The organism is Ramlibacter rhizophilus, assembly GCF_004681965.1.
Lineage (GTDB): Bacteria > Pseudomonadota > Gammaproteobacteria > Burkholderiales > Burkholderiaceae_C > Ramlibacter > Ramlibacter rhizophilus.
The window spans coordinates 163743-178014 of sequence record NZ_SMLL01000007.1 but is presented as its reverse complement, the minus strand read 5'-3'; the positions used below and the strand labels follow the sequence as shown (position 1 = coordinate 178014).

At 69.0% G+C, this 14272-nt stretch carries 15 protein-coding genes; 8 read left to right on the top strand and 7 right to left on the bottom strand.

All coding sequences use genetic code 11. The features are described 5' to 3' along the window. Window positions 1–46 precede the first annotated feature (46 nt). Together EZ242_RS17750 and EZ242_RS17745 are read left to right on the top strand one after the other, a co-directional pair. Complete coding sequence (locus EZ242_RS17750; protein ID WP_135286537.1) at window positions 47–1294, top strand: ribonucleotide-diphosphate reductase subunit beta; 1248 nt, start codon at window positions 47–49, stop codon at window positions 1292–1294. Window positions 1295–1486: 192 nt separating this feature from the next. After that, window positions 1487–2065 (top strand): histone H1-like DNA-binding protein, encoded by a 579-nt coding sequence (locus EZ242_RS17745; protein WP_135286536.1) that lies wholly within the window; start codon window positions 1487–1489, stop codon window positions 2063–2065. 189 nt (window positions 2066–2254) lie between these two features. Here the strand turns inward: EZ242_RS17745 and EZ242_RS17740 are convergent, their stop codons facing one another. The 4 genes from EZ242_RS17740 to EZ242_RS17725 all read right to left on the bottom strand — a co-directional run bounded on the left by EZ242_RS17740 (window position 2255) and on the right by EZ242_RS17725 (window position 5091). Continuing rightward, complete coding sequence (locus tag EZ242_RS17740) at window positions 2255–2917, bottom strand: hypothetical protein (protein ID WP_135286535.1); 663 nt, start codon at window positions 2915–2917, stop codon at window positions 2255–2257. Then, on the bottom strand, window positions 2914–3900 hold the full coding sequence (locus EZ242_RS17735; RefSeq protein ID WP_135286534.1) for an MlaD family protein: 987 nt from the start codon (window positions 3898–3900) through the stop codon (window positions 2914–2916). Before EZ242_RS17735 ends, EZ242_RS17740 begins: the two co-directional genes overlap by 4 nt. Window positions 3901–3902: 2 nt before the next feature. After that, window positions 3903–4706, bottom strand: a complete 804-nt coding sequence (locus EZ242_RS17730) for an MlaE family ABC transporter permease (protein ID WP_135286533.1) — start codon at window positions 4704–4706, stop codon at window positions 3903–3905. A gap of 127 nt (window positions 4707–4833) precedes the next feature. Next, window positions 4834–5091 (bottom strand): hypothetical protein, encoded by a 258-nt coding sequence (locus EZ242_RS17725; RefSeq protein WP_205960677.1) that lies wholly within the window; start codon window positions 5089–5091, stop codon window positions 4834–4836. 170 nt (window positions 5092–5261) lie between these two features. On the opposite strand from EZ242_RS17725, the gene EZ242_RS17720 reads away from it, so the two are divergent. Then, window positions 5262–6761, top strand: a complete 1500-nt coding sequence (locus tag EZ242_RS17720) for an AMP nucleosidase (RefSeq protein ID WP_135286532.1) — start codon at window positions 5262–5264, stop codon at window positions 6759–6761. A gap of 70 nt (window positions 6762–6831) precedes the next feature. Here the strand turns inward: EZ242_RS17720 and asd are convergent, their stop codons facing one another. Beyond that, window positions 6832–7695: an archaetidylserine decarboxylase gene (asd, locus tag EZ242_RS17715; RefSeq protein ID WP_135286531.1), complete on the bottom strand. Its 864-nt coding sequence runs from the start codon at window positions 7693–7695 to the stop codon at window positions 6832–6834. A gap of 84 nt (window positions 7696–7779) precedes the next feature. On the opposite strand from asd, the gene EZ242_RS17710 reads away from it, so the two are divergent. The 4 genes from EZ242_RS17710 to EZ242_RS17695 all read left to right on the top strand — a co-directional run bounded on the left by EZ242_RS17710 (window position 7780) and on the right by EZ242_RS17695 (window position 11126). After that, window positions 7780–8703, top strand: coding sequence for an ATP-binding cassette domain-containing protein (locus EZ242_RS17710; RefSeq protein WP_135286530.1), 924 nt, complete (start codon window positions 7780–7782; stop codon window positions 8701–8703). Window positions 8704–8725: 22 nt separating this feature from the next. Further along, complete coding sequence (locus EZ242_RS17705) at window positions 8726–9520, top strand: ABC transporter permease (RefSeq protein WP_135286529.1); 795 nt, start codon at window positions 8726–8728, stop codon at window positions 9518–9520. A gap of 147 nt (window positions 9521–9667) precedes the next feature. Continuing rightward, complete coding sequence (locus tag EZ242_RS17700) at window positions 9668–10084, top strand: organic hydroperoxide resistance protein (protein ID WP_135286528.1); 417 nt, start codon at window positions 9668–9670, stop codon at window positions 10082–10084. Window positions 10085–10130: 46 nt separating this feature from the next. Beyond that, window positions 10131–11126 (top strand): serine/threonine protein kinase, encoded by a 996-nt coding sequence (locus EZ242_RS17695; RefSeq protein WP_135286527.1) that lies wholly within the window; start codon window positions 10131–10133, stop codon window positions 11124–11126. A 34-nt stretch (window positions 11127–11160) separates the two neighbouring features. On the opposite strand, the gene EZ242_RS17690 is transcribed toward EZ242_RS17695, so the two are convergent. Both EZ242_RS17690 and htpG read right to left on the bottom strand, forming a co-directional pair. Beyond that, window positions 11161–11556: a hypothetical protein gene (locus EZ242_RS17690; RefSeq protein ID WP_135286526.1), complete on the bottom strand. Its 396-nt coding sequence runs from the start codon at window positions 11554–11556 to the stop codon at window positions 11161–11163. Between the two features lie 91 nt (window positions 11557–11647). After that, window positions 11648–13570, bottom strand: a complete 1923-nt coding sequence (htpG, locus tag EZ242_RS17685) for a molecular chaperone HtpG (RefSeq protein WP_135286525.1) — start codon at window positions 13568–13570, stop codon at window positions 11648–11650. Window positions 13571–13768: 198 nt separating this feature from the next. Here htpG and EZ242_RS17680 point away from each other — a divergent pair, with 198 nt between their 5' ends. Continuing rightward, the gene (locus EZ242_RS17680) at window positions 13769–14266 is read left to right on the top strand and encodes a spore coat protein U domain-containing protein (RefSeq protein ID WP_167784836.1); all 498 of its coding nucleotides are present in this window, start codon (window positions 13769–13771) and stop codon (window positions 14264–14266) included. The last annotated feature ends 6 nt before the right edge of the window (window positions 14267–14272 follow it).

Here is a 14272-nt window from a genome sequence, read left to right as displayed (position 1 = left end):
TTGCATTCAACATCGCTGCTCTCATAATGAGAGCACTGGAAAAACTATGTTGACCTGGGACGACGACGTCACGCCCGCTTCGCCAGCCAATCGCCAAGGCAGCTTCAACGGCCGCCACGCGGCGGTGACTCCCTTCGGTGACGTGGCACTGGCCCCCGCCCTTTCCCAAGCGACTGCGCTGCCGATGCCTGCGGCCACTGCTGCTTCCGTTCCCACGCCTACCTTCCCCGCCGGCATTCCGGTCGCCGCCGCCTCCTCCGCGCAAGCCCCGAGCACCCGCCGCGTGGCCGCTGCCGACAAGCGCATCATCAACGGCCAGACCGACGTCAACCAGCTCGTCCCCTTCAAGTACAAGTGGGCCTGGGAGAAGTACCTGGCCACCTGCGCCAACCACTGGATGCCGCAGGAAGTGAACATGACGCGCGACATCGCCACCTGGAAGGACCCCAACGGGCTTTCGGAAGACGAGCGCCGCATCATCAAGCGCAACCTGGGCTTCTTCGTCACCGCCGACTCGCTGGCCGCCAACAACATCGTGCTGGGCACCTACCGGCACATCACGGCGCCGGAGTGCCGCCAGTTCCTGCTGCGACAGGCCTTCGAGGAGGCCATCCACACGCATGCCTACCAGTACATCGTGGAGTCGCTGGGCCTGGACGAGAGCGAGATCTTCAACGCCTACCATGAGGTCGCGTCCATCCGCGACAAGGACCAGTTCCTGATCCCGTTCATCGACGCGATCATGGACCCCAACTTCCACACCGGCACGCCCGAAGCCGACCAGACCCTGCTCAAGAGCCTGATCGTCTTCGCCTGCCTGATGGAGGGCCTGTTCTTCTACGTGGGCTTCACGCAGATCCTCGCGCTGGGACGGCAGAACAAGATGACCGGCGCGGCCGAGCAGTACCAGTACATCCTGCGCGACGAGTCGATGCACTGCAATTTCGGCATCGACCTGATCAACCAGCTCAAGCTGGAGAACCCCCAGCTGTGGACGGCCGAGTTCAAAGCCGAGATCAAGGCGCTGTTCCTCAAGGCGGTCGAACTCGAATACCGCTATGCCGAGGACACCATGCCGCGTGGCGTGCTGGGCCTCAACGCATCCATGTTCAAGGGCTACCTGCGCTACATCGCCAACCGGCGCGCCACGCAGATCGGCCTGGAGGCACTCTTCCCGAACGAGGAAAACCCGTTCCCCTGGATGAGTGAAATGATCGACTTGAAGAAAGAGCGCAATTTCTTCGAAACCCGCGTGATCGAGTACCAGTCGGGTGGCGCGCTTTCTTGGGATTGAAGGCAACTGCGACAGGCGTGCGTGGTGAAAGAATCGCCCGCGTTGCCAAGCCGGCCCCAGAAGCCGGCTGGCAGCGCGGGCCATGGTGTTCATGCATCCGGGCCCGGGCCCAGGTGCATGGATCGCTCCGAGGCCGAAGGCGGCCCGGGGTGCTTCATTCGTTGAGTTGATCAACTTGAACAGGAGAATGTGATGGCAACTGCAAAGAAACCGGCCGCCAAGAAGGCCCCCGCGAAGAAGGCTCCGGCCGCCAAGAAGGCTCCGGCCAAGAAGGCCACGGCCGCCAAGAAGGCGCCGGCGAAGAAAGCCGCTCCGGCCAAGAAAGTGACCGCCAAGAAGGCGGCTCCGGCGAAGAAGGCCGCTCCGGCCAAGAAGGCGACCGCCAAGAAGACCACGGCCAAGAAGGCAGCGCCCGCGAAGAAAGCGGCTCCGGCCAAGAAAGCCGCTCCCGCCAAGCGCGTGACCGCCAAGAAGGCGCCGGCGAAGAAGGCCGCGCCCGCGAAGAAGGCGGCACCGGCGAAGAAGGCCGCAGCCCCCGCGAAGAAGGCGAGCGCCAAGAAGGCGACGGCCAAGAAGGCCACCGCCGCCAAGAAGGCGCCGGCGGCCAAGCGCCCCGCTGCCAAGAAGGCTGCCGCCAAGAAAGCTGCGAAAGCGCCTGCTGCCGCTGCGCCTGCTGCGTCCAGCGCACCTGCCAGCGCACCGGCTCCGGCCGCCCAGACCACGCTGAACCCGCAGGCCGCCTGGCCTTTCCCGACGGCCAGCAAGCCCTGAGCGACCTGTGCGGCGATGGCCTCGGCCTCGCCGCACACAGCCCCTTCAAGCCGCGCTCGCCGCGGCTTTTTCGTTGCCTCCCTCCCCCTCTGGGGGAGGGTCGGGGTTGGGGCCTCGCCCGCCGACCACGTCCTTTCTCGCGACGCCCCCATCCCCGCCTTCCCCCAGAGGGGGAAGGAGCCGACCACCTCAGCGCGCCGACTCGCCGCCCACCAGCGCCATCCGGCGCCGCAGGCGCGCCGCCTCCTCGGCGTCGCCCGCCTGCTCGGCCCGTCGCACTTGCGCCCCCAGCCAGCCCAGCAAGGCCCGTCGCCAGCCTTGCGCGGAGGCCGTGTCCACGGCCAGCTGCAGCGTGCCCGGCTCGGCGCGGCCGGCCCGCAGTTGCACGCCGGTGGCGACGAGGCGCGCCGTGGGGTCGGTGATCGCCCGCAGCCCGGACAGGCCTGCACCGGCCGCCACGGCCCGATGCTGCGCCGGCAGCAGGGCCTGCTCACCCGGTGCGAGCACCTGCCCCGTGAGGTAGCGGGCATAGGCGCGCTCGGGCGCGGCGACCTCCGGACCCAGTGCCTCGAAGCCCGTGCACGGATCGAACTGCAGCACGGCGACCTGCAGCGCGCAGCGCGTGAGCTCGGCGCGCGCGACCAGCGTGGCATCGCCCGTGGCGGCGAGCGCATCGCGCGCGCGGTTGAACTCCGCGCGGGCAATGCGTTCGCGGCCGCTCAGGAAGGCGTCGGCGTGGCGCTCCAGCGCGCTGGCGGCGGTGACCTGCCAGACGGGCGGCGGTGGCTTGGAGCTGCCGCAGGCCGCGAGGGCCAGCGCCACGAGAGGAAGCAAACGAGCCGAACGAGTCATGGCAGCTTCAGCTCGCGCTCGCGCGCGAAGGGCCAGCGGCGGTTGAGGTCGTCCACCAGGGCGTCGATCTTGCGCAGGTTGCCCTCGACCTCGCCGCGCAGCTGGTCGAGCTCCCCGGTGGCGCCGCGCACATTGGTCGCGATGCCCTGCGCTTCCTGCAGCACGGTGTCGATCTTGCGCAGGCTGGCGCGCGTGTCGGCCAGCAGGCCGTTCAGCTGCGCCGCCGTGCCGCGGAATTCGGCAAGCAGTCCGGCCTGGCCGAAGACCTGCGCGTCCGCCTTGCCGGCCAGCTGCTCCGTGCGCGCGAGCAGTGCGTTGGTGCGCTCCAGCGTCTGCACCAGCTTGCGCGCGTCGGCATCGTTTCCGAACAGCAGGCCCAGTGCGCCGCGCGGCCCGTTCAGGCGTTCGGTGGCCGCCTGCACCTGCGCGAGCGAGCGGCGCAGTTCGGCCTCCGGCCGGGTCATGGCACTGAGGTTCTCCATCACCTCGCGCGCGCTCGCGACCACGCGCGGGATGTCCGCCGTGGCGTCGCCGCGCAGCACCTGGCGCTCGGCGCCATCGGGCAGCGGCGGATCGGTGAGCACGCCGCTGTAGGCCTTGATGGCCGTGCCGCCGACGAGCCCGCGCACCAGCGTGAACACGCTGCTGGTGCGAAGCCAGTGGGCGTCCTTCTCGGCGACGTCCACCAGGATGCGCACCTCGCCCGAGGCGCCGAGTTCGACGCGCCGCACGCGGCCGATCGGAAAGCCCGAGAAGGTGACGTCCATGCCCGCCACCACGCCCTCGGAGTCGTCGGTGGTCAGCACCAGGGTGCGCGTGGGCTCGAAGACGCCGCGCGCGTACAGGACGTACAGCGTCGCCCCCGTGATCAGGAGCACGGTGAAGAGCAGCAGCAGCCGCGCCTTCCAGGCGAGGTGCGGCACAGGACCCTCGGCGGCCGGCTCGGAAGCCAGCAGGGGCGAATCGGGATCGGACGAAGCCATGGTCAGTAGTAGTTGCCCACCAGCGAGACGGCTTCCAGCACCAGCAGCACGGCGAACATGCGCACCAGCCCCTGCAGCGCCGCCGCCTCCCGAGAGGTGCCGGGCCGCAGGTCCAGCAGGCTGGACGCCAGCGGGATGATGGAGACGGCCAGGCTGAAGAAGAAGGTCTTGAGGATGAAGATGAGGGACACCGTGCCATCGAAGACGCGGCCGAACATGCGGCTGTAGGCGGCCAGGCCCGCCTCGGTGAAGCCATAGACCGCCAGGTACGCCAGCACCATGCCCACCACGCTGCTGAGGGCGGCCAGCGTCACGGTGGAGAAGATGCCCGCGACCATGCGGGGCAGGACCTCCACCACCAGCGGGTCCTGGCCCGCGCCGGCCAGCGCCGTGAAGCGCCCGCGCCGCCGCAAGCCCGCGAGCGCGGCGCCGTTCGGGATGGTGCAGCGCAGGGCCACGACCAGCGCGGCGCCGAGCGGGATCAGCTCCAGCACCAGCACGCGGATCACCATCTCGAGCGCGTACTGGGACAGTCCGTAGCTTTGCGCCGTGACGACGACGATGCGCGTGATGACCAGCGTCAGGAGCGCCGACAGCAGCGTGAAGCCGGCGAGGATGGGGGCCGTGTCGGTGTAGGCATGCCGTGCGAGGGCGCTGCGGGTGGGTGCGCGCCAGCTCGAAGGAGACAGGGCCAGGACCCCGAGGACGGCGCCGAGCCAGACCACGCGCACCCAGGCGACGACCCACGCGAGGAATGCGCTTCCCCAGCGCGGCGCCGCGCCCGTTGCCAACTTCGCACTCGCCATGCGGCGCATGATAGCGAGGCGCCCCAGGGCTCCACGCTTGCGCCGCGCCCCCCAGACGTGCAAACGCCGCGAACCCGTCGCGGCGTCGGCGATCGCCCAGAAAAAAAAGGGCGGGAAAGGCGCAGGCTCAGTTCACCGCGCGCCCATAAGTCCGCGTGAGGGCCTGGGACTTGTCTTCCTCGGGCGGGAGATAGATGGTGGTGCGGTCGATCTTGGAGTCGTAGGCGGCGAGTTCCGCGCTGGCGCTGCGGATCACGGCGCGGTCCAGCGGGTGGCACTGGCGTTGGCTCAATTTACTCAGTTGCTCTGATCGTTCAACCATCTGCCGAACGCTGGCCGGGTCGGTCATCAGGGCAAAGGGGTTGGCCATGAGTGCGTTTTCCATTCGTCTGGACTCCTTGAAGTGTTATGCGTTGTGCGCGTCGAAACGCTGGAGTCAATGTCGCAGACGACACAGACTTTGTAACGTCAGGATCATTCGTAACGCGCTGTAGGACGCTGGCGTCGCGGGCGCGGGCGACTGGCGTACGAAGGCCGGGGAGGCAAAATGGACCCATGCCGCACATGCCCGCCTTCGTGTCACCCACTCGTCATGCCGACCCCGAGAGCGCGCTCGCGAAGGTGCGCGACATCTACGCCCAGCAGATCTCGCACCTGCGCGATGCCGTGGCGCGGTTCACGAGCGGGGCGACCCTGCCCGGGCGCGTGCGCGGCTGCTACCCCTATGTGCGGGCCCATGTCGAAAGCGGCGCGAGGCAGCAGCAACTGGAAAGCCAGGGCCTGTCCTACGGCTTCGTGGCCAAGCCCGGTCGCTACGAAACCACGCTGACGCGCCCCGACATGTACGCGGGCTACTACCGGGAGCAGTTCCGCCTGCTGCAGGAGAACCATGGGGTGGAACTGGAAGTGGGCACCAGCACGCAGCCGATCCCCGTGCACTTCTCCTTCGCCGAGAACGACCACATCGAGGGCACCATGCCGCCGGAGCGGCGCGTGCTGATGCGCGAGCTGTTCGACCTGCCCGACCTCGAGGCCATGGACGACGGCATCGCCAACGGCACCTGGGAGCCCGGCCCCGGCGAGGCACAGCCCCTGTCGCTCTTTCCGGCCGCGCGCGTGGACTACTCGCTGCAGCGCCTTCGCCACTACACGGGCACCGCGCCCGAGTGGTTCCAGAACTTCGTCCTCTTCACCAACTACCAGTTCTACATCGACGAATTCGTGCGCCTGGGGCACGAGGCCATGACCGATGCGAACAGCGAATACAGCGCCTTCGTGGAGCCGGGCAACGTGCTCACCACGCGGGTGGGCCTGCCGCCCGACACGACCGGCCCGGCGCTGCCGGGCGTCGCGCCGGCCCGCCTGCCGCAGATGCCGGCCTACCACCTGCTGCGCCCGGGGCGCGGCGGCATCACCATGGTGAACATCGGCGTCGGCCCGGCCAATGCCAAGACCATCACCGACCACATCGCGGTGCTGCGGCCGCACGCCTGGATGATGCTGGGACACTGCGCGGGCCTTCGCAACAGCCAGCAGCTGGGGGACTACGTGCTGGCCCATGCCTACGTGCGCGAGGACCACGTGCTGGACGAAGACCTGCCGCTGTGGGTGCCCATCCCCGCGCTGGCGGAAATCCAGCTGGCGCTGGAGCGGGCCGTGGGTGACGTGACGCAGTGCGCCGGCGCCGACCTCAAGCGAATCATGCGCACCGGTACGGTGGCCAGCACGGACAACCGCAACTGGGAGCTCCTGGCCGGCAACCGCGCCCAGCGCCGATTCAGCCAGAGCCGCGCCGTGGCCCTGGACATGGAAAGCGCCACCATCGCGGCCAACGGCTTCCGTTTCCGCGTGCCCTACGGCACCCTGCTGTGCGTGAGCGACAAGCCGCTGCATGGCGAGATCAAGCTCCCCGGCATGGCCAACCAGTTCTACCGCGAGCGGGTGGACCAGCACCTACGCATCGGCATGCGGGCCATCGAGATCCTGCGCGCGGGCGGCACGCAGCGGCTGCACAGCCGCAAGCTGCGGTCCTTCGACGAGGTGGCGTTCCAGTAGGTCGCCACGCGCAAGACGCTGGCGCGTTTTGCGTGTGCTTCGAAACGGAACGCTGCGAGGGAGCTTGTTTTCAGCTCGGGGTTGCCGCCGTCGATGCCGCCCCCATGGCTTCACCCAGCTTCACAGGGCGCGTCGGCTCCCAGTCTTCGTGGAAGGTGATGACGTTCTTGGGGAACAACATCACGACCGTGGACCCGAGCAGGAAGCGGCCCATCTCCTGGCCCTTGCGCAGCACGATGTTCTGGTCCTGGTAGTGCCACTCGCGCACCTCGCGCGTGCGCGGCGGGTTGACCACGCCGTGCCAGGTGGTGGCGACGCTGCCCACGATGGTCGCGCCCACCAGCACGTTGACGAACGGGCCGAAAGGCGTCTCGAACACGCACACCACGCGCTCGTTGCGGGCGAACAGGCCCGGGACGTGGCGCGCCGTGAGCGGGTTGACCGAGAACAGCTCGCCCGGCACGTAGGCCATCTTCACCAGCTGGCCATCGCAGGGCATGTGGATGCGGTGGTAGTCCTTGGGCGCGAGGTACAGCGTGGCGAAGTGCCCATGGTCGAAGCGGCGTGCGAGCGCCTCGTCGCCCGCGAGCAGCGCGGTCGTGGAGTAGCTGTGGCCCTTGGCCTGGAAGATCTGGTCGTGCTCGATGGGGCCGAACTGGCTGATGGCGGCATCCACCGGGCAGACGAAGTCGGCGTCCGACAGGGGGCGCGCGCCCACGCGCAGCGCGCGGGTGAAGAACTCGTTGAAGGTGGCGTAGCTCTCGACGCGCGGGTCGGCGGCTTCGTCCATGTTCACGCCGTATTCGGCAATGAAGCGCCGGATCAGCGCCTGCGTCAGCGCGCCGCCGCGCAGCCCGGCGACGCGGCCGGCGAATCGGGTGAGCAGCAGCTTGGGCAGCAGGTACTGCCGCTGGATGGACAAGGGAGGAAACACGAGGACGGCGGCTGTAGGACGCAGCGCATTCTACGGTTGGCGCTCCCGCGTTCGCGGTGGCGAGCAGTGACAATCGCTGCCCACATGCATGAGCCCGCACCGCTCTTCGAGGCTTCGGGACTGGACAAGTCCTATGGCGGCACGCCCGTCGTGCGGGGCCTGTCCTTCGCCATCCGTCCCGGCGAGTGCCTGGGTGTGATCGGCCCCAATGGGGCGGGCAAGACCACCACCATCCGCATGTGCCTGGGCCTGACCATGCCCGATGCGGGACGGATCACGGCGCTGGGCCTGTCCATGCCGCGCGATGCCCTGGCCATCAAGGCGCAGCTGGGCGTGGTCAGCCAGTTCGATTCGCTGGACCCGGACTTCAGCTGCGCGGAAAACCTCCACGCCTACGGACGCTACTTCCGCCTGCCCGCCGCCACCCTGCGCGAGCGCATCCCGCGCCTGCTGGAGTTCGCCGCACTCTCGCACAAGGCCGCCGCGCGGCCGGGCGAACTCTCGGGCGGCATGCGCCGGCGCCTGAGCCTGGCGCGCGCGCTGGTGAACGATCCGCGCCTGCTGCTGCTCGACGAGCCGACCACGGGCCTGGATCCGCAGGCGCGGCACCTGATGTGGGAACGCCTGCAGCTGCTGCTGCAGCAGGGCAAATCCATCCTGCTGACCACGCACTTCATGGACGAAGCCGAACGGCTGTGCTCGCGCCTGCTGGTGTTGGACCACGGCCGCAAGATCGCCGAAGGCCGCCCGCGCGACCTCATTGCAGAGCACCTGGAGCCCGACGTGGTGGAGGTCTACGGGACGGGCGCCCTGCCGCTGGCCGATTCGCCCCTGCGCCGGTTCGCCCAGCGGGTGGAAGTCAGCGGGGAGACGGTGTTCTTCTACACCCGCGATGCGCACCCGCTGGTCGCGGCCCTGGCCGACCATGCGGGCCTGCGCAGCCTGCACCGGCCCGCCAACCTCGAAGACCTGTTCCTGAAGCTCACCGGAAGGCAGATCCGGGAGTGACCCCCTGCAAAGGCATCCGGCGATGAACACGCTCTGGCACCCCCCCGACCTGTCGCTGCGCTGGTGGCCGGTGTTCCTGCGCAACCTGCTGGTGTGGCGCAAGCTGGCGGTGCCCAGCCTGCTGGGCAACATCGCCGAGCCGCTGATGTGGCTGCTGGCCTTCGGCTACGGCATGGGCGCGCTGGTGGGAAGCGTTCCCCTGCAGGGCCAGCAGGTGCCCTACATCGTCTTCCTGGCCAGCGGCTCGATCTGCATGAGCGCGATGAATGCCGCCTCCTTCGAGGCGCTGTACTCGGCCTTCTCGCGCATGCACGTGCAGCGCACCTGGGACGGCATCATGAACGCGCCCGTGTCGCTGGACAGCGTGGTGCTGGCCGAGATGCTCTGGGCCGCCTACAAGGCCATCTTCACCGCCACGGCCATCCTGCTGGTCATGCTGGCCCTGGGCATCAGCCACAGCCCCAAGCTGCTGGTGGCCTGGGGGGTGCTCGCGGTGGCGGGCATCACCTTCTCCTGCATCGCGCTCATCTTCAACGCGCTGGCGCAAGGCTACGACTTCTTCACCTACTACTTCACCCTGCTGCTCACGCCGATGATGTTCCTCTCGGGGGTGTTCTTCCCGCGCGAGCAATTGCCCGATTGGCTGCGCCTGGCTTCCGAGGTGCTCCCCCTGACGCATGCCGTGGAACTGGTACGTCCCATGTTCCTCGACCGCTGGCCGCAACACGCGGCCTGGCACCTGCTCATCCTGGCGGCCTACGCGGTGCTGGGCTTCGCCGTGGCGCTGGTTCTCACGCGGCGCCGTTTCCAGCGCTGAGCTTCGGCGCGTGCAATCCGTCGTGGACCTTGCGATGCAGGTGGGGCCCAAAGGCCCCGTCCCCCACGGGCCAAGCGATTTCTTCCAGACTTGCCGGCGGCCGACCTGGCCACGACTTTCCATCAACCTGACGAATCCGAAGAAACCATGGCTCAGCTCGAAAAAGTTCTCTACACCGGCAAGGCCCACACCACGGGCGGGCGCGACGGCGTCTCGCGCACCGACGACGGCCGCCTGGACATCCGCCTGTCGCCCCCCGGTGGGGCCGGTACCGGCACCAACCCCGAACAGCTCTTCGCGGCCGGCTACTCGGCCTGCTTCCTCGGTGCGATGAAGGCCGTGGCTCCCAAGCAGGGTGTGACGCTGCCTGCCGACACCGCCATCGACGCCGAGGTGGACCTCGGCCCGGTGGGCAGCGCCTACGGCATCGCCGTGCGCATGAAGGTGAGCCTGCCCGGCCTGGACCGCGAGGCCGCGCAGAAGCTGCTGGATGCCGCCCATCAGGTGTGCCCCTACTCGAACGCGACCCGCAACAACATCGACGTGCAGATCACGCCGGCCTGAAGACTGTGATCGCCGGCCCGGTGCCTGCACCGGGCCACAATGCGGGATGGCCGACGCCCTCCATCCCTTCGAAACGCTCATGCCCGACGCGGTGCTCGACGCCCTGGCCTCGGTCGGGCTGCACGGCGATGGGCGCCTGATGGCCCTGAGCTCCTACGAGAACCGCGTCTACCAGGTGCAGCTCGAAGAGGAGGTCCAGGGGCATGCCGCGGTCGTGGCCAAGTTCTACCGCCCCGACCGCTGGAGCGACGCGCAGATCCTGGAGGAGCACGCCTTCGCCGCCGAGCTCGCGCAGGCGGAGGTGCCGGTCGTCGCACCGCTCCAGCTGCAGGGCGCCACGCTGCATCACCACGGCGGCTTCGCCTTCAGCGTGAGCCCGCGCCGCGGCGGCCGCGCGCCCGAACTCGACGACGGGGAAGTGCTGGAGTGGATCGGCCGCTTCCTGGGCCGCATCCATGCCGTCGGCGAGCGAACGCCCTTTGCCACCCGGCCCGCACTGGATGTGGACAGCTTCGGCGCCGAGCCGCGCGACTGGCTGCTGTCGCACGACCTGATCCCGATGGAGGTGGAGGCGCCGTGGCGACGAGCCTGCGACGACGCGCTCGTCGCCGTGCGCGAATCACTGGCGGCGCAGGCGCCCGCCTTGCTGAGGGCGCACGGCGACTGCCACCCCGGCAACATCCTCTGGACGCCGGACCACGGGCCGCACTTCGTGGACCTGGACGACGCGCGGACAGCCCCGGCCGTGCAGGACCTCTGGATGCTGCTGTCCGGCGAGCGGCCGCAGCGGCAGCGGCAACTGGGCGCCCTGCTGGACGGCTACGAACAGATGCGGGAGTTCGATCGCCGCGAACTCGCCTTGATCGAGCCGCTGCGCACGCTTCGCCTCATCCACTACAGCGCCTGGCTGGCGCGGCGCTGGGAAGACCCGGCGTTTCCGCGCGCCTTCCCCTGGTTCGGCAGCCGCGATTACTGGGACGGGCAGGTGCACATGCTGCAGGAGCAGCTCGAAGCCATGGCCGAGCCGGCGCTGGTGGCCTGAGAAGCTGCGCGGGCAGACCGCCGCGCGCAGCCGCTCAGGGCGCGACGACGGCGCGCTCGATCGTGATCGGCTCGCTGCGTCGGGCGATCCCCGGGTCGTGCAGCACGCGGCTCGCACCGACGCCCACGCCGGCCCGTGCACCGCCGCCTCCCAGCGGCACCGAGGCGCCCACACCGGCGCCGCCATAGACCTGGCCCTGCGAGTTCACACCGACGCCCACGCCCAGCGGCCCGGCGCCCGTGCCCACCCCGGCACTCAGGCCGCCCGAGCCCATGCCCACCCCGAGCGACACCGGGCCCACGGGCACACCGATGCCCAGGCCCACGCCCGTGGAAGCGCAGCCCGCGACGCCCGCCGCGGCGAGCAGGGCAGCGCCCAGCCGCCACGCGGTGGCGACACGGGAGCGGGCCAGGGAACGAGAAGTCAGCATGAGCTGATGCTAAGGCCGCGCAGCCCGGCCGATGCCCGCGCCGTTACCACTCGCCGCTGCTCTTGCGACGCCGTTTCCAATTGCGCCGGGTTCAAGCCAGCAGCGCGTTGACGCGCTTCACGTAGGCGGCCGGGTCCTCCGGCAGGCCGCCCTCGGCCAGCACGGCCTGGTCGAACAGGATGTGGGCCAGGTCATGGAAGTGCACCGAACCGTCGAGCTTCTTGACCAGGGCATGCTCCGGGTTGACCTCCAGCACCGGCTTGGCGTCCGGCACCTTCTGGCCCGCCTGCTTGAGCATGCGTGCGAGCTGCAGGCTCATGCCGCCGTCGGTCACCACCAGGCAGGCCGGCGAGTCCACCAGCCGGCTGGTGACGCGCACGTCCTCGGCGCGGTCCTTGAGCGCCTCCTTCAGCTTGGCCAGCACGGGCTTGAAGGCCTCGGCCGCGTCCTCGGCCGCCTTCTTCTCCGCTTCGTCCTGCAGTTCGCCCAAGTCGAACGCACCCTTGGTCACGGACTGCAGGGGCGTGCCGTCGAACTCGGTGAGGAAGTTCAGGGCCCACTCGTCCACGCGGTCGGCCATCAGCAGCACCTCGATGCCCTTCTTGCGGAACACCTCCAGCTGCGGGCTGTTGCGGGCGGCCGCGAGCGTCTCGGCGGTGATGTAGTAGATGGCCTTCTGGCCTTCCTTCATCCGCGCCTTGTAGTCGGCCAGCGAGACGCTGGGCAGGTCCGACTGCGTGGAGGCGAAGCGCAGCAGGCCGGCCAGGCGATCGCGGTTGCCGGTGTCCTCGCCCAGCCCTTCCTTGAGCACCGCGCCGAACTCGGCCCAGAACCTCGCGTACTTGCCCTTGTCCTCCTCGGAGGCGGACTCGTCCTTCTCCAGGCGCGCCAGCTCCTCCAGCATGGACAGCACGCGCCGGGTCGAGCCTTCGCGGATCGCGCGCACGTCGCGGCTTTCCTGCAGCAGCTCGCGGCTCACGTTCAGCGGCAGGTCGGCCGAGTCGATCACGCCCTTGACGAAGCGCAGGTACACCGGCATGAGCGACTCGGCGTCGTCCATGATGAAGACGCGCTTGACGTACAGCTTCACCCCGGCCTTCTTGTCGCGGTTCCACAGATCGAAGGGCGCCTTGGCCGGGATGAAGAGCAGTTGCGTGTACTCGGTGCTGCCTTCCACGCGGTTGTGCGCCCAGGCCAGGGGCGGCTCCCAGTCGTGGCTGATCTGCTTGTAGAAGTCCTGGTACTGCTCGGGCGTGATGTCTTTCTTGGGCCGGCTCCACAGGGCGCTGGCCTGGTTGACCGTTTCCCACTCCTCGGTCAGCACCATCTCGCCGGGCTGGTTGTTCTCGCCCTCCTTCCACTCCTCCTTGCGCATCAGGATGGGCAAGGAGATGTGGTCGGAGTACTTGCCGATGATGGACTTGAGCTTCCAGGTGGAGAGGTAGTCGACGGCGTCCTCGCGCAGGTGCAGGATCACGCTGGTGCCGCGTTCGGGGCGGGTGATCTGCTCGACCTCGAAGTCGCCGGTGCCGCCGCTCGTCCAGCGCACGCCCAGCTCCGGCGCCAGGCCCGCACGGCGCGATTCCACCGTGATGCGGTCGGCCACGATGAACCCGGAGTAGAAGCCGACGCCGAACTGCCCGATGAGCTGGCCCTGTTCGGTGGCCGAGGTCTTCTGCTCGGCCGACATGCGCCCGAGGAATTCGCGCGTGCCGCTCTTGGCGATGGTGCCCAGGTTGTCGATGGCTTCCTGCTGCGACAGGCCGATGCCGTTGTCGGTGATGGTCAGGGTGCGGGCCTGCTTGTCGAAGGCGACGCGCACTTCCAGCTGCGGCTGGTCTTCGTACAGCGCGTTGTTCTCCAGGGCTTCGTAGCGCAGCTTGTCGCAGGCGTCGGAGGCGTTGGAGACCAGCTCGCGCAGGAAGATCTCCTTGTTGGAATAGAGCGAGTGGGTGACCAGGTGCAGCAGCTGGGCCACTTCGGCCTGGAAGGACAGGGTTTGTTTCTGGCTCATCGTCGATCGCATGGAAGAGGAAAACCGAGCTGAGCTGAGGGCGGCGCTGCGGGATTCAAGGGCCGCATCCGCGTGCGATTCCGGACAAGGCGCTGACAACCTTGAACTCAACCGCGAACCGATGCGGCGCCCTCGGTACTGAGGGCCGGCCCCGGCTGCGCCGGGGCCCCCTTGACCACCCCGAACCGGAGCCCTTCCGTGAAGCACACCCTCTCCTTGCGCGGCCTCGCGCCGTCCGTCCTGGTCGCTGTTTGCGCCGCCTTCGCCGGCAGTGCGCAGGCCCAGTCGGCCCAGAACGACAACGCGACCACCCTGCGCGTCAAGGCCACCATCAGCGACAAGTGCCGCGTCAGCAGCGGCGCCAGCGACATTGCCTGGACCATCGACCCGGCCGACACGGCGCTCAGCACCAGCCCCACGGCCGTGGTGAAGTTCAAGTGCACCAAGGATGCGGGCTTCTCGGTGAAGCTCGACAACGGCACGGCCCAGTCGGTCCAGCGCAAGCTGACGCGCAACGGCGGCGGCGAAATCACCTACACGCTGCTGCGGGACGTGCCCACGCAGGCCAAGGGCCTGGGCTTCGGCACCGGCAAGGACATCGAGGTCGGCCTGCGCGCCACGGTGACACCGGCCCAGTACCAGGACGCCGCGAGCGGCCTCTACGAGGACTCGGTCCTCGTCGTGATCGAGCCCTGAAGCCAT

Coding starts and splice junctions, on each gene's coding strand:
- EZ242_RS17750 (WP_135286537.1), top strand. CDS start 47: ATGTTGACCTGGGACGACGACGTCACGCCCGCTTCGCCAGCCAATCGC.
- EZ242_RS17745 (WP_135286536.1), top strand. CDS start 1,487: ATGGCAACTGCAAAGAAACCGGCCGCCAAGAAGGCCCCCGCGAAGAAG.
- EZ242_RS17740 (WP_135286535.1), bottom strand. CDS start 2,917: ATGACTCGTTCGGCTCGTTTGCTTCCTCTCGTGGCGCTGGCCCTCGCG.
- EZ242_RS17735 (WP_135286534.1), bottom strand. CDS start 3,900: ATGGCTTCGTCCGATCCCGATTCGCCCCTGCTGGCTTCCGAGCCGGCC.
- EZ242_RS17730 (WP_135286533.1), bottom strand. CDS start 4,706: ATGGCGAGTGCGAAGTTGGCAACGGGCGCGGCGCCGCGCTGGGGAAGC.
- EZ242_RS17725 (WP_205960677.1), bottom strand. CDS start 5,091: ATGGAAAACGCACTCATGGCCAACCCCTTTGCCCTGATGACCGACCCG.
- EZ242_RS17720 (WP_135286532.1), top strand. CDS start 5,262: ATGCCGCACATGCCCGCCTTCGTGTCACCCACTCGTCATGCCGACCCC.
- EZ242_RS17710 (WP_135286530.1), top strand. CDS start 7,780: ATGCATGAGCCCGCACCGCTCTTCGAGGCTTCGGGACTGGACAAGTCC.
- EZ242_RS17705 (WP_135286529.1), top strand. CDS start 8,726: ATGAACACGCTCTGGCACCCCCCCGACCTGTCGCTGCGCTGGTGGCCG.
- EZ242_RS17700 (WP_135286528.1), top strand. CDS start 9,668: ATGGCTCAGCTCGAAAAAGTTCTCTACACCGGCAAGGCCCACACCACG.
- EZ242_RS17695 (WP_135286527.1), top strand. CDS start 10,131: ATGGCCGACGCCCTCCATCCCTTCGAAACGCTCATGCCCGACGCGGTG.
- EZ242_RS17690 (WP_135286526.1), bottom strand. CDS start 11,556: ATGCTGACTTCTCGTTCCCTGGCCCGCTCCCGTGTCGCCACCGCGTGG.
- htpG (WP_135286525.1), bottom strand. CDS start 13,570: ATGAGCCAGAAACAAACCCTGTCCTTCCAGGCCGAAGTGGCCCAGCTG.